This window comes from Terrisporobacter sp., assembly GCF_017888745.1.
Lineage (GTDB): Bacteria > Bacillota > Clostridia > Peptostreptococcales > Peptostreptococcaceae > Terrisporobacter.
Map to the genome: position 1 here is coordinate 1 of NZ_JAGHFM010000104.1, position 14,861 is coordinate 14,861.

13 protein-coding genes are annotated in these 14,861 nt (G+C 26.5%); 5 read left to right on the forward strand and 8 right to left on the reverse strand.

Translation table 11 applies throughout. The features are described 5' to 3' along the window. The first annotated feature begins 76 nt into the window (after nt 1–76). Nucleotides 77–1,018 carry a TIGR01212 family radical SAM protein gene (locus tag J7G74_RS05240; protein ID WP_297132745.1) on the forward strand — a complete coding sequence of 314 codons (942 nt, stop codon included), beginning with the start codon at nt 77–79 and terminating at the stop codon, nt 1,016–1,018. A gap of 63 nt (nt 1,019–1,081) precedes the next feature. Here J7G74_RS05240 and ytvI read toward each other — a convergent pair whose 3' ends face one another. From ytvI to J7G74_RS05260, 4 genes are all read right to left on the reverse strand, one after another. Next, nucleotides 1,082–2,173: a sporulation integral membrane protein YtvI gene (gene ytvI, locus J7G74_RS05245; RefSeq protein WP_297132747.1), complete on the reverse strand. Its 1,092-nt coding sequence runs from the start codon at nt 2,171–2,173 to the stop codon at nt 1,082–1,084. Between the two features lie 590 nt (nt 2,174–2,763). After that, nucleotides 2,764–3,189 (reverse strand): YmaF family protein, encoded by a 426-nt coding sequence (locus J7G74_RS05250; RefSeq protein WP_297132750.1) that lies wholly within the window; start codon nt 3,187–3,189, stop codon nt 2,764–2,766. Nucleotides 3,190–3,329: 140 nt separating this feature from the next. Further along, nucleotides 3,330–4,646: a branched-chain amino acid transport system II carrier protein gene (gene brnQ, locus J7G74_RS05255; RefSeq protein ID WP_297132753.1), complete on the reverse strand. Its 1,317-nt coding sequence runs from the start codon at nt 4,644–4,646 to the stop codon at nt 3,330–3,332. A gap of 213 nt (nt 4,647–4,859) precedes the next feature. Next, complete coding sequence (locus J7G74_RS05260; RefSeq protein WP_297132756.1) at nt 4,860–5,426, reverse strand: DJ-1 family glyoxalase III; 567 nt, start codon at nt 5,424–5,426, stop codon at nt 4,860–4,862. Nucleotides 5,427–5,617: 191 nt separating this feature from the next. Between J7G74_RS05260 and J7G74_RS05265 the strand changes: the two genes are divergently transcribed. Next, nucleotides 5,618–6,208: a zinc dependent phospholipase C family protein gene (locus tag J7G74_RS05265; RefSeq protein WP_297132758.1), complete on the forward strand. Its 591-nt coding sequence runs from the start codon at nt 5,618–5,620 to the stop codon at nt 6,206–6,208. Between the two features lie 14 nt (nt 6,209–6,222). Here the strand turns inward: J7G74_RS05265 and J7G74_RS05270 are convergent, their stop codons facing one another. From J7G74_RS05270 to J7G74_RS05280, 3 genes are all read right to left on the reverse strand, one after another. Next, complete coding sequence (locus J7G74_RS05270) at nt 6,223–7,005, reverse strand: Cof-type HAD-IIB family hydrolase (protein WP_297132762.1); 783 nt, start codon at nt 7,003–7,005, stop codon at nt 6,223–6,225. A 14-nt stretch (nt 7,006–7,019) separates the two neighbouring features. After that, a complete protein-coding gene (locus J7G74_RS05275; RefSeq protein WP_297132765.1) occupies nt 7,020–8,264 on the reverse strand; it encodes a competence/damage-inducible protein A in 1,245 nt (414 codons plus the stop codon). A gap of 201 nt (nt 8,265–8,465) precedes the next feature. Further along, nucleotides 8,466–9,290 carry an MBL fold metallo-hydrolase gene (locus J7G74_RS05280; protein WP_297132767.1) on the reverse strand — a complete coding sequence of 275 codons (825 nt, stop codon included), beginning with the start codon at nt 9,288–9,290 and terminating at the stop codon, nt 8,466–8,468. A gap of 348 nt (nt 9,291–9,638) precedes the next feature. Here J7G74_RS05280 and J7G74_RS05285 point away from each other — a divergent pair, with 348 nt between their 5' ends. The 3 genes from J7G74_RS05285 (at nt 9,639) to aspD (ending at nt 13,887) form a co-directional block, all read left to right on the forward strand. Then, the gene (locus J7G74_RS05285) at nt 9,639–10,547 is read left to right on the forward strand and encodes a D-alanine--D-alanine ligase (protein ID WP_297132769.1); all 909 of its coding nucleotides are present in this window, start codon (nt 9,639–9,641) and stop codon (nt 10,545–10,547) included. Nucleotides 10,548–10,616: 69 nt separating this feature from the next. Then, the gene (gene pdxR, locus J7G74_RS05290) at nt 10,617–12,068 is read left to right on the forward strand and encodes a MocR-like pyridoxine biosynthesis transcription factor PdxR (protein WP_297132772.1); all 1,452 of its coding nucleotides are present in this window, start codon (nt 10,617–10,619) and stop codon (nt 12,066–12,068) included. Between the two features lie 187 nt (nt 12,069–12,255). After that, a complete protein-coding gene (gene aspD, locus J7G74_RS05295) occupies nt 12,256–13,887 on the forward strand; it encodes an aspartate 4-decarboxylase (RefSeq protein WP_297132775.1) in 1,632 nt (543 codons plus the stop codon). A gap of 100 nt (nt 13,888–13,987) precedes the next feature. Here the strand turns inward: aspD and J7G74_RS05300 are convergent, their stop codons facing one another. Then, nucleotides 13,988–14,764: a TIM barrel protein gene (locus J7G74_RS05300; protein WP_330616412.1), complete on the reverse strand. Its 777-nt coding sequence runs from the start codon at nt 14,762–14,764 to the stop codon at nt 13,988–13,990. Nucleotides 14,765–14,861 lie beyond the last annotated feature (97 nt).

Consider the following 14,861-nt stretch of genomic DNA (forward strand, 5'->3'; position numbering starts at 1 on the left):
AAGTAATACAAATTTGTATATAAAATAAATTTATGTTAATATATCTAAGTAGAAATCATAAGAAAAAGGTGATTAAATGACAAAGTTTAAATATGCTTTTGATGATAATAAAAGATATCATACATGGAATTATTATCTTAGAAATAATTTTGGGCAAAAAATATTTAAGGTATCTATAAATGCAGGTTTTACTTGCCCAAATATAGATGGTAAAGTTGCTTACGGAGGATGTACTTACTGTAGTAAAGAAGGTTCTGGAGATTTTGCCGGTAATCCTAAAGATGATTTAATAAAACAATTTACTAATATAAAAGAAATGATGCATAAAAAATGGCATAGCGCTAAGTATATAGGTTATTTCCAAGCATATACTAATACTTATGCACCACTAGAAATTTTAAAAGAAAAATATGAAACTATTTTAGCTCAAGAAGATGTAGTAGGTCTTTCTATATCTACAAGACCTGATTGTCTTGAGGATGATGTATTAGAGTATTTAGCTGAATTAAACGAAAGAACTAATTTATGGGTTGAATTAGGACTTCAAACAATTCATGATAAAACTGCTAAGATTATAAACAGAGGCCACAATTATAAAACTTTCTTAGAAGGTGTTGAAAAGCTAAAATCTAAAAATATAAAAACTGTAGTTCACATTATAAATGGACTTCCTGGTGAAGACTATAATATGATGATGGAAACAGCTAAGGCTGTTGCTGATTTAGATGTTCACGGAATAAAAATTCATTTACTTCATGTTATAAAAAATACACCTATGGCAAAAATGTTAGAAAAAAATATGATGGAGCTAATGACACAAGACGACTATGTTAATTTAGTTTGTGATCAATTGGAAATACTTCCACCAGAAATGATAATTCATAGACTTACTGGCGATGGTAAAAAAGAAGACTTAGTGGGTCCACTGTGGAGCTTAAAGAAATGGGAAGTATTAAATCAAATAGACGATACACTTAAAGCAAGAGATTCTTATCAAGGTATAAAATATAATAAATAGTTCCATATAAAAAGTCCTGATGATCTGTCAGGACTTTTTGTTATTTAAGAATATAAATTTTTACTATTTAAATATACGAATAACCCCTTTGTCATTTAAATTTTTTAGTAATGATAATGTAATTGGAAAACCAAAAAGCCCTACTATTCCGAAGAAATTTAATCCAATAAGCATACTGGCAAGAGTTACTACTGGATGTAATCCTACTTGATGTCCTACTAGTTTAGGTTCTACTATATTTCTTATTATTGTAACTATAATATACAAAATGGCAATTCCAATTCCTATAGTATAATTGCCATATATAAAAGATATTACTGCCCATGGAACCATTATACCTCCAGTTCCCAATATAGGTAAAATATCAAATATTGCAATTATAAGCGCTATAAGCATAGCATTATCTATTCTAAGAATGGATAAGCCAATCCATATTTCTGTAAATGTCATTGATAAAATTAATACATAGGATAATATACACTTTAATAATGTATTAGATATATATTTTTTACTTTCATCTATAGTATTTTTTATACTTTTAGGTATTTGTCTATCTATAAATGTAATTATATCCTCAAAGCTTATAGTAATAAAAAATGTCATTATTACTGCTATCAATGTATTTAAAAATATACCTGGTATTGAAGTTGCTACACCAGATATCCATTCAACTACACTGGTAGATATTCTACTTACAAAATCTCCTAAGGTTTTCATTATAGTATCAGAACTATCTTCTAAAGCAGAAATTAATCCTGGGTCTAGTGATAATGTAAACTTCTCTAAAGTATCAAATATATCCTGAATCATAGGCTGAAAAATAGATGTAAATAAATAAGGTAATCCTATAAATATATCTTTTATGAATAAAACTATTCTCGTCCCTACTAATATTAATACTAATCCACTTAATGCATAAAAAATTATAACACATATAATAGATACAAAACTTTTTCTTATATGAACTTTATCTGAAATAAATTTAACTGGATAATTTAAAATTACAGATATTAAAAATGCAATTATAAATGGTGTGAGTATAGGTCCTATAAACTTTATTAATAAAAATGTACATATAATAATTACACTCCAATAAGAAAAGTTTATTAAAAAATTTTTGCGCTTTTCCAATCTAAGTCCTGCTTCATCTTCCATAATATATATTCCTCCAATATTTTTTATAAAGAAGTGACTTTATTTTATTTCCTGTATCCAAAGTTGAAAATATTTTAAGTCTAACCTTAACTTCTATTTAATAATATTATTACATAAAAAGTCTAGTTAGCAATAATTTTAGCTTATATTATATTTTTTTAACATAAATATAACAATTATATTAAATATCCATATATCGATATAACTTTTGTAAAATTTATATTTTATATAGAAATTCTCTTCACTTATTTCGTAAAAAAACTTCAACCTTACCACTTTAGTCAACAATCTTGTTCAAAATTCACTTTTTTATAATTTTTCGTTCGTTGATATTTATTAATTTCATAGATTATATACTTTTATAATAAATAATATAATTTCTACCATTATAAAAGTATTCTAATTTTGCTTTGTGAAGCAAAGCTTAATATCATTTACTAGCAAATAAAGAAATCGTATCATTAAATATGATACGATTTCTTTACAATATATTAAATTACTCTATAATTATCAATATCCATCTTTATCAATCATATAAAATTGTTATTTTTCTAAAAATATGATTTAATAAAACTTTATTACAAACTTACTTATATTAAAGGTGACTCAATTTGAGTAGTGAAAAGAAATTCATGACAATGTTCATCTTCAACAGTCGTTGCTCCACAAACTAAATGAATATGTTTATCAGTACCAGGCACTGGAATTGCTAGGCTGGTTCTAGTATTTATTTCATGATGATGATCGAAAGAATCTACATTATCATGCTTAATGTTATGATAGTGATTACCATTTACAAAAATAGGTTCACCTGTAACACCTGCAGCTCGATGATTATGTCTCTCATCGCATTCTTCTGCTAACTTAACACTACTTGAATATTCATGCACATGTCTTGGATCATCTTCATAGCTACAACCATTATACCCACTATACTCATCATAGTTATTATATTCATTGTAGTCATCATATCCATAATTATTATTTCTTCTACACTTATTACTTTGACAGCTCATTTCGCATACCCTCTTTACAATTTATTAGGAAACTCTCTTAAAGAATTTTCTAATATAAATAATATGCATATGTGTCATATATGTTCATATTTTGTATAATTTAGTACAATATATTATGTTTAATTAATATATATTTTAATTTATAATATATCTTCTAAATTTTTATCGTAATCTTGAGATTTATTAAATGTTATAAATTTACCTATGAATCCTCCCACTATAGCTGGTATAATCCAGTTAAATCCTATACTATCAAATGGTAAATAATGAATAAAATCCATTTTTATGCCCATACTATCAGCAACTGTAAGTACGCTTACTATTAAAGCCATATATGTTGCACCTTTGAATATATTGTCATTATTTATCTTATCACCAAATAAAGTAAGTACTACTAAAACTATAGTTGAAGGATATATTATAGATAATATTGGTGCTGAGAAAGAAATAATTGTACTAACACCAAAGTTTGATACAACAGCACTAAATACACATACCATAATTACTACTGTTTCATATTTTATACGACCATTAGAAATTTTCGCAAAATATTGTGCAGTAGCAGATGTAAGCCCTATAGCTGTTGTTAAACATGCTAATCCTACTATTATTGCTAATATTACTTTTCCAGGTTGACCTAATAATTGTTCTGTAATGCTAACTGTTAATGCTGTTTGATTTATATCTCTTATATCTACTCCACTAAACTGTCCTGCAACAGTAAAACCTAAGAATGTAAGTCCACCATATATAACAAACAATGCTACAGCAGCAACCATTCCTGATTGTAATATTAACTTCATCTTTTGAGATTGTTCAGTATATCCTTTTTGACTCAAAGATAATATTGCTACAGCAGATAAAGCCAAAGCACCTAAATGATCCATAGTTTGATATCCTTGAGAAATACCTTCTGCAAATACACTATCTATCTTTGCTACTTGACTTAAATCCCCTAGTGGAGATACAACACCTTTTACTATTAAAAATACCAATGCAATCAATAATGCAGGTGTTAAATATTGACCTATAATATCGACTACTTTAGACGGTTTTATAGTAAGTACTAATGTTAATCCAAAGAATAATATTGAAAATACAATTGGATTAAAACCATTAAAAATAGGTTGTACTCCCATTTCAAATGTAGTTGCTCCAGTTCGCGGTATTGCTAAAAGTGGACCTAGACAAATCATAATAGCTGTTGCCAAAATCAAAGATAACCTTTTCCCACCTCTTACTATTACTCTATTTATGTCACCTTCACATTTTGCTGACGCTAATATAGCTAATAGTGCCAAACCAACATCCGCGATTATAAATCCAACAAATCCTACAGTCCAGCTAGTACCTGATAGTACTCCCAGATATGGTGGAAATATTAGATTTCCTGCTCCAAAAAGCATAGCAAATAATGCAAATCCTACTACTAAAACGTCCTTTTGTTTATTTTTCATATTAAGACCCCCTATAAACATTAAATTTCATGTTCAATTATAATTATATAGAAAAATCTCATTCTTATCCATAAATTTCCAAAAATTTTACTGAATATTATCAATTTTTTTGAATTTTACATTATTTTCTAAACTTTTAATATATTTTAAATCTAAATATTCTGAAATATTGAATATTTATTTCTCCTATATTTCCTAATATAATAAATAATATCATATTTGCATACTATCGTAGAAGTCAATCATCATCTCTTTTTTAATATCACTTGCTTCTTTTTTATATCCTAAAACTTTTAATATTTCTAGAGCAAATACCAATGCAGTAGCAGGACCTCTGCTAGTTATTATATTTTTATCAACTACTACTAGTTGATCTTCTATATAATTAACTTTAGATTTATCCTTAACAAAACCTGGATAAGATGTACATTTCTTATCATCAAGTATGCCAAAATATTCTAAAGTTTCTGGTGCCGCACAAATAGCAGCTATAATCTTTTCTTTATCATTAAAATCTAAAACTAATTCTTTTACCATATCTGATTTTAAATTATCTGCTCCTGGAAGACCTCCTGGCAATACTACAACATCATATTCATCTTTATTTATTTCACTTATATTAGAATCAGATTTAATAGTTATATTATGTGTTCCCTTTACATACTCTCCTTCTATTGAACAAAGCTCACATACTATATTACCTCTTCTTAAAACATCTACTACACTAAGTGCTTCTATTTCTTCAAACCCATCTGCTAATAGTACTAATACTTTTTTCATTTTTATGCCTCCTTATTATTTTAATTTATTGTTTTATTCTAATTTTTCATATAAATTTGGTATCTTTATCATATTGAAATATACTTTTAATATTGTTATCATTTAAATGGTGGTTATTATTTAAAGATAAACTCTAGATTAAATTTCATCTGTATAAATTTATCTATACTTAATTTTTAAGAGGTGAATTCATGTTAATAAATACACACTATATTATTTCAAAATCAATATTAGAAAATCTGGAATCTCATAAATCCTTTTTTATAAGCGAAAAAAATTTTATTTATGGTAATATAAAACCAGATATATCTTCTAAATATGTTGTACAAAAACATTATTTAGAAGAGTCTTTAGATATGATTTTAAAAAAAATAAAATATTTATGTCAGCTTACATTAGATTCACTAAAAAAATATTTTTCAATAAGCAAATTAAGTCAAGAACTTGGTGTAATATGTCATTTTTTATGTGACTTTTTCTGTACACCTCACAGTGAACGTTGGGAATTTAGTCATAGTATGAATAAACATGTTATTTATGAAAAAGAACTTAACTCATTTGCTAAAACTATGAATTTTTCAAAATATAACACAAACCATAAAATTCATAATGATATTGAAGAATTTTTTCATAACATATATTCAAAGTATAAATCTAATGAAATTAGTTATGAGAATGATTTAATATATTCATTTTTAGTTTGTAATATTATTATAAATCATGTTTTGGATTCAATATTAAGTAATACAGCTAAATTACATCTATTAAAAAATTGTATTTAATAAATAGGGCTAAATTATTCTGCCCTATTTATTTTTTTTATATATTCAATTCCTTCAGCCACACTTTTTACAGTATATTCCGCTTCATTTTTTACAATTTGACTACCTTTTTCCATTGCAAAACTATATTTTATATTTTTTAACATACAGATATCGTTAGGAGAGTCACCCATAGTAGCAATTTCATCTAAAGATACATTGTATATTTCACAAATTTTTTCTATACCATGTATTTTAGAAACATGATTAGGTAAAATATTTAGTGTATAAGGTCCAGATAAATAGATATCACAAATATGACCAAATTCAGATTTGTAATAATACTCTATTCTTTTTAATTCATCCATATCATCTGATATTATTCCTACATTTCCTACTAAGTTATCAAAAGAATCTCTTTTTATAAATTCGCCATCTAGAATATAGTCTTTATCATAGTGTTCAAAAATATCTTCTCCTCCACTTAATATTACATTTCCATTATATTTTAGATAAATATAAGCTTTATCAGAAGAAAATCTATTTAAAAGTTTTTTTACTAGTAAATCATCTAATGGTTCTTTAAAAATAAGATTTTTATTTCTATCATAAATAAATGAACCATTTTCACAAATATAATATCCATTTAAATTAAATTTATCATTTACCATTTTATAAGCATGCTTAAATACACGACCTGTAGCAATATGAAATTTTACACCTTCTTTTTCAATTTCGTTTATTGCTTTCATATCTTCATCACTTATTCCATTATTATACAATGTTCCATCCAAATCACAAAAAATATGCTTAATCATTTTTTATCTCCAATTTATTTAATATTATTTTTTAATAACTCTAATCTTAAGTCATTTATAATAGATTTGCATGCTCTATATCTTATCGTATATCTATTTCCAGAGAATATATATTTTTTGACTATAGTTTTTCCATTTATATATATACCAAAATATACAAGTCCTACTGGCTTTTCTTCACTACCTCCACCAGGACCTGCTATTCCCGTAGTAGATAAACCTATATTAGTATTATGTCTTCTGGCTACACCCTCTGCCATCTCTTTGGCGCATTCTTCACTTACTGCCCCTACTGTATTTAAAGTATTTTCACTTACACCTAAAGTTTTAATTTTTGCTTCATTAGCATAAGTTACGCAACCCTCCATAAATACAGATGATATACCTGGATAATTTATTAGACTTGAAGATACCATACCTCCTGTACATGATTCTGCTACTGATATAGTCAAATCATTATTTACTAATATTTTCGAAACTTCATCTTCTATTGTAGTTTCACCTATAGCATATAAATTTTCTTTAAATCTACATTTAATTTCAGCCTCTACAGGCTCAATTAACTTTTCAGCCTCTTCTTTAGATTTTGCCTTAGCAGTTAATCTGATTGTACATTCATAATCTTTTGCATATGTTGCAATAGTTGGATTGCTTTGCTTTTGAATTAAGTCAATTATTTCTTCTTCAATAGAAGACTCTCCCACACCAATAATTCGAAGTACTCTAGATTCTATTATGTAATCAGTTTTTTTAAGTAAATATGGTCTAACATAATTATCATACATAGGTTTCATTTCTCTAGGTGGACCAGGAAGTACAACAATCATCTTATTATCCTTTTCCATAATACATCCTGGAGCTGTTCCATAATCATTAGGTAATATTATTCCTTCTTTAGGAAAATAAGCTTGCTTTTTATTATTTTCTGTTGGCACTTTATCTTTTCTATAAAATAACTTTAAAATATCATTCCAACATTTTTCATCAAATTTTAAATCATAACCAAAAAACTTTGCACAAACTTCTTTTGTTATATCATCTTCTGTTGGCCCTAGTCCACCAGTACAAATAACTATATCACTTCTGTTTAAGCTTTCTTGTAAACATTCTAATAATCGTTTTTCATTATCTCCTACTGTCATTTGATAATATACATCTACACCTATTGAAGCAAGTTCATTTGCTAAGTAATGAGTGTTTGTATTCAAAATATCCCCTAATAGTATTTCAGTTCCTACTGTTATAATTTCAGCCCTCATTTTATCACCTTCTCTAAAATATTTTCTTTAATTTTATACTTCATAGCACAAATCTGGTAGTATTTTATTTGTAAAATTATACCTTTTTATATATTTAAAATTTATATCAAAGTTACCTAAATTTCAAGTATACAATCAAAGTATTAATATTTTTCATAAAAATTTAATAATTACTAGTTATCTTAACTTAATAATTAAAATTTAAATCTCAATTATTTTACCTGTAGATAGATAATTCATTTTTATTCCAAGTATTTCTCTTAAATCATTAAATGCTTTTATCCCTGTACAGTGGCATGTATAATAGTTTATATTTCTATCATTTAAATTTTTCCCTAAAGCTTTTATAAATTCTAAACTTTCTTCTTTTTTAGATATAGGATTATATAGATGAAGTCCACCAATTTGGGTATTAAACTTTCCTCTTATTAATTTTTCTCCTCTTTCTATTATATTTACTACTCCACAATGAGAGCATCCAGAGATTAATATATGTTTATTATTTTCTTTGATAATTAAATTTTGCTCATGTTTAAAGTCATCTTGTAGATACTCATCTCCTTCTTTCATTAAAAGAGATTTATTTGAATCTAGAATAAATTTATTTCCATTTACACCTGAAAATAATCTTAAATTATCATCTATTATATAATCATCTCCTGTCAAAATAATTCTATCATTATTTTTTAGTTCTTGATTTAACCCTATATAATGCTTCATAAAATTTAATAATTTGCTATAATGTGGTTGAAAAGCATTCTTATTTATATATATCTTAGCTTTTGAGTTTTCTTTTAAAAAACTTTCTAACCCTCCACCATGATCTCTGTGACCATGAGATATAACAACTATATCTACTTCTCCTATGTCTATATTTAAATTTTTAGCATTATCTATAAAAGTATCATCTGGTCCTAAATCAAATAAAATCTTATGCTCATTGGTTTGAATATGTAAACTCAGACCGTGTTTGGTTTTATAATCCCTTGAGATTGTAGTATTTTCTAATAATGTACTTATTATCATAAAATCCTCCCATAATTATTAATCAAATATAGTTTCAGAATCATCTTTTAAATATACCTCAAAGCACATTTTAATTTATTCTTAATTATTTCATCACTTTAAAATAAACTATCATTATCATATCATATTAATTGTGATTAAGTTTTTATTTCAATACTTTTCCTTTATTATATTTTTTCAAACCACATACTTTAAAAATTAAGCTTACTGTGGTACTTTCAGTTTTTTTTACTTAAACATATAATTATTACTATAAAAAATAAAATTTTTCTAAAATAAGCAAAATAGTTATTTAGAATAAAATTCATTTTTTTAGAAAACATAATAAAAAAATAGGAGTTGTTAATTATGAAGAAAAAAGTAGCCGTTTTAATGGGTGGAATATCTTCTGAAAGAGAAGTTTCATTAAATTCAGGAGAAGCTGTTTTTAATGCCCTTGATAGAGATAAATATGAAGTTCATAAAGTCGTTTTAGATAATAAAATGGATGTTATAAATAAAATGCCAGAAGGAATTGAATTTGCATTCTTAGTACTTCATGGTAAGTATGGTGAAGATGGTACTGTTCAAGCTATATTAGAATCAATGGGAATTCCTTATTCAGGATGTGGACCTTTAACTAGTGCAATGTGCATGGATAAAAATATTACTAAAAAAATGCTTAGAGATTCTGGTGTTCCAACAGCAGATTGGACTATAGCCAAATCAGTAGAAGATATTGATTACGATAAAATAGAAGAAATGGGTTATCCTGTTTTTATAAAGCCAAATAGTGGCGGTTCTTCTGTTGCTACTTTCAAAGTAGAACGTAAAGAAGATGTTGAAGCTGCTGTTAAAGCTGGATTAGAAGTTGATGAAATTGTTATGATAGAACAATATCTACCAGGAGATGAGTACACGTCTTTCATGTTAGATGGTGAAGTTTATCCTACTATAAAAATATCATCAACTACAGGATTCTTCGACTATGAAGCAAAATATTCAACTGGTTCAAATGCTGCTAAAGAAGAAATAGTTTATTTAGAAGAAGAGTTACAAGAACAAATAAATAAAGCTTCTAAAGCAGTTTGGGATATATTCTACTGTAGAGCTTATGTAAGAATAGACTTTATATTATCAGGTGGTAAATTCTATGTTCTTGAATTAAATACTCTGCCAGGGATGACAGTAACAAGCTTAATACCAAGAAGTGCAAATGCTAAAGGATTATCTTATAGTGAATTAGTAGATAAAATAATGGAAACTTCTTTAAAATAGGATATCTAGACTAAAGTAAGTTTATTTTATATAATTACTTTATATAAATAAAACTTTAGAGGTGATAATTTGTTATTTTCCGATTTAACAATTAATGATAAAGAACCAATTTACATTCAAATAAAGAGATACTTAGAGGATATGATTTCTAAAGGACTTCTACCTCATAACAGTAAGCTCCCTTCAACAAGGGAGCTTAGTCTGCTTCTTAATGTTAGTAGAAACTCAATCTTAGCTGCCTATGAAGAACTAAAACTAGATGGTATCGTATACTCTGTTTCTGGAAAAGGTACTTTTGTAAAATGTAATAATAATATAAACAATAGTAATTGGAAAGTTAACTGGAGAAACTTTGAAAATGACTATATAAAAACAACAAATGAAATGGATATCATAAAAAATGAGATAAAATGGAAGTCTGGTCAAATTTCCTTTAAAAGTATAGCTCCTGATGGTGAACTATTTGATATGGAAGAATTAAAAAAATCATTTTTAAACAGGTTTAACTTAGAAGGTCATAAGCTTTTAAATTATGGATATGCCCAAGGATACAAACCTTTAATTGATTACCTACATAATTATATGAATAAAAAAGGAGTAGATACTTCCAATAAAGATATACTTATGGTTAATGGATTTACAGAAGGATTAAACTTAATAATTTCTACTCTTACAACTAAAGGTGATTATATATTATGTGAAAATCCAACTCATAATACATCTATTAAAGTGATGAAATCTCATGGTTTAAATCTTATACCTGTTTCTATAAACGAAAATGGATTAGATTTCGAAGATTTGTCTGAAAAATTAGAAAAATATAAAGATAAGATTAAATTTTCTTATATTACTCCTTCTTATCATAATCCAACAGGAATGGTTATGTCTCCAGAAAACAGATATAAATTTTATAATCTAATGAAAAAATACAATATACCTATAATTGAAGATGGATTTAATGAAGAACTTTTATACTCTTCTTCTCATATCTTCCCTATTTGCTCCCTAGATAACAAAAGTAATGGTGTTATATATATAGGAAGTTTTTCAAAAATACTTTTCCCTGGTCTTAGAATAGGTTGGTTACTTGCTGACAAAAGTCTTATTAATTCACTTGAAAGTGTTAAAAGAGCTACTACTATTCATGTATCTTTCTTAGATCAAGGTATTTTATATGATTATCTTCAAAATAGTGCCTTTGAAAAATATATAAAAAAAACTAGAAAGTACTATGGAGATAAATTTAACTTTGCTCTCAAATGCGTAAAAAAATATATAAAAGCTGAACATGTACTTGGAGATGGTGGTCTTCACTTGTTTTTAATTTTAAAAAATATAAATTCTCGTAAATTATTAGAAGAATGTTATAAAAAAGATGTTATTTTTATGCCAGGTGATTTATTTTATGTAGATGATAAAGGTGAAAATACACTTAGATTAGGCTTTTCAAGACTTTCTAATGAAGATATTGAAAAAGGTATAAAAATAATAGGACAAACTATAGATGAATTAAATTCTTAATCATAATTTATTTTTTTCTTTTTTACTTAAAGTGTTTTACTAGTTTTACCTTATATGTTATAATAACTTTAAACAAAATACCTTATCTTTCAAAGCCAAAACATAAATTAATTTAATAGAATAAGGTAAAAATATAAATATACTATATTTAATATTCTAGAAGACAATAAATAGGGAGGAATCTTTTATGGAGAATATAAATTTAAATCGACAAGAACTTGAGAATATATATGGTAAAATAAGTCCGTTTGAATTCAAAAACAAACTTATAGAATTAGCCACTACATCAAATCAAAAAAGTACACGTACTTTATTAGATGCTGGTCGTGGAAATCCAAACTGGCTTGCTGCTACACCAAGAGAAGCATTCTTTACTTTTGGACATTTTGCCATAACAGAAAGTAGATTTTCTTGGGATGATGGGGATTTAACTGGATTACCTAAAAAAACAGGGATATATGAGCGTTTTTGTGCTTATGTAGAAAATAATTCTACTATGCCAGGTATAAATACTTTAAAAAATATAATTGACTATGGAATAAATGAATTAAAATTTATTCCAGATGATTTTTTACATGAATTAACTGATGCAATTATTGGGGACAACTATCCATTCCCCGATAGAATGCTTATACATATAGAGAAAATAGTAAAAGAATATTTAAAAAGAGAAATGAGATATGATACCCAAAAAGGTGGGGACTTTAATGTGTTCGCTGTTGAAGGTGCAACAGCTGCCATGTGCTATATTTTTGATTCATTAATAGCAAATAATCTTCTTTTAAAAGGTGATAAAATAGCTATAATGACACCTGTATTTACTCCATACTTAGAAATACCTCATCTTCCAAGATATGAATTTGAAGTTGAATATATAAATTCTAATTCAGTAGATGAAAAAGGAGAACATACTTGGCAATGTAGTGATGAAGAGTTAAAAAAATTAGCAAACCCAGATATAAAAGCACTATTTGTTGTTAATCCAAGTAATCCGCCATCTGTTGCTATATCTGAAGGATGTGTATCAAAATTAGTAGATATAGTAAATAATCATAATCCTAATCTAATGATAATATCAGATGATGTTTATGGGACGTTTATACATGGATTCGAATCTCTAATGGCAAAACTACCTTATAACACAATTGGAACTTACTCTTATTCTAAATATTTTGGTGTTACAGGATGGAGACTTGGGACAATAGCTTTACATGAAGAAAATGTATTTGATAAATTAATAAAAGAATTGCCATATTCTATAAGAAAGAGAACCAACAGAAGATATGCTGACATGAATCCTATTCCAGAAGATGTATCTTTTATAGATAGAATAGTTGCTGATAGTAGACAAGTAGCCTTAAATCATACTGCCGGCCTTTCTACTCCACAACAGGTTCAAATGGCATTCTTCTCTGCATTTACGCTTATAGATAAGGAAGACAATTATAAAAATAAGACTATAGATATATGTCACAAACGCAAGAAATTATTATTTGATAGCCTAGAAATTGAAATGATAGATAATCCTAACGATGCTTGCTATTATACTCAATTTGATTTATTAGAATGGGCGAGAAAAAATCATGGTGATGAATTTGCTAATTATCTAAGTGAAAATTATAAGCCAGTCGATATATTATTCGACTTAGCTGAACAATCTTCAATTGTTTTACTTGGAGGTGGAGGTTTTGCTGGACCAGAATGGTCTATAAGAATATCTTTAGCAAACCTTTATGATGAAGCTTATAGTACAATAGGTATTGCATTGAAAAAAATACTTGATGACTATGTTACTAAATGGCAAAAATCTTTTAGTTAATAAATAAAAAGGATGGATTTAAGTTTCCATCCTTTTTATATTATGAGAAACAGTGCATACTCTCATTCAGTATACTATATTATTACAAATCTAAAACTTCTTATCTTAATTTTATAAAACCTTCTTTTACTAAAATATCTAATGACTCTTTTAATTCTTCTAAATCCGTAATTTCTAAAGATACTGTTATATTTTCATTTATATTTTTTAAAGTATTTAGTATTTTTATAATATTCATATTTCCTTTGTATATTGCCATATGGCTGTCTTTATCACCATAATTATTATGTAAATGAATATGATTTATTTTGTAAGATAAGTTTTTAATCCACTCAAATACATCTATTTTTGAATAAGCATTTATATGTCCTATATCTATACAAATAGAGAAATTATCTTTATTAACTTTACTCATTAAATCCTCTATAAGTTCGTAATCTTCATCAAGTACATTTTCTACTACAATAGATATATCATCTTTATCTTTTGTAAACTCCATCCAATATTCGTAAACATTTCGCTTCCACTCTATATATGTATAAGTTCTCGGCGTATAACCATTATGATAAAGGATTTTTTTTGCTTTTAAGTTCTGTGCCACCTCATAGGCTTGATTCATTCTTAAAGCTGTGACTCTTTTTATTTCATGATCACGAGCTCCTGGACACAAATCTGCATAAGGTCCATGTATAATTAAATCTACAGCTCCATATAAATCTGAAAGTTCTCTTTTATAAGTCTTAACCATTTCATCCCTATTATCTAAATAGTATGGATGAGCAAATTGTACAACTTCCAATCCTACATCATATTTTTTCAGTACTGGTATAATTTTTTCTGTTTCCACCAGTTGAGACACATAAAATCTTATACTCACCATCTCCCCTATAAATTTTAATTTATACTTTATAAAATTAATTAGTCTAACTACTTATTATGAGTTATAATAAGTTTATATTTTAACTAAATAATTA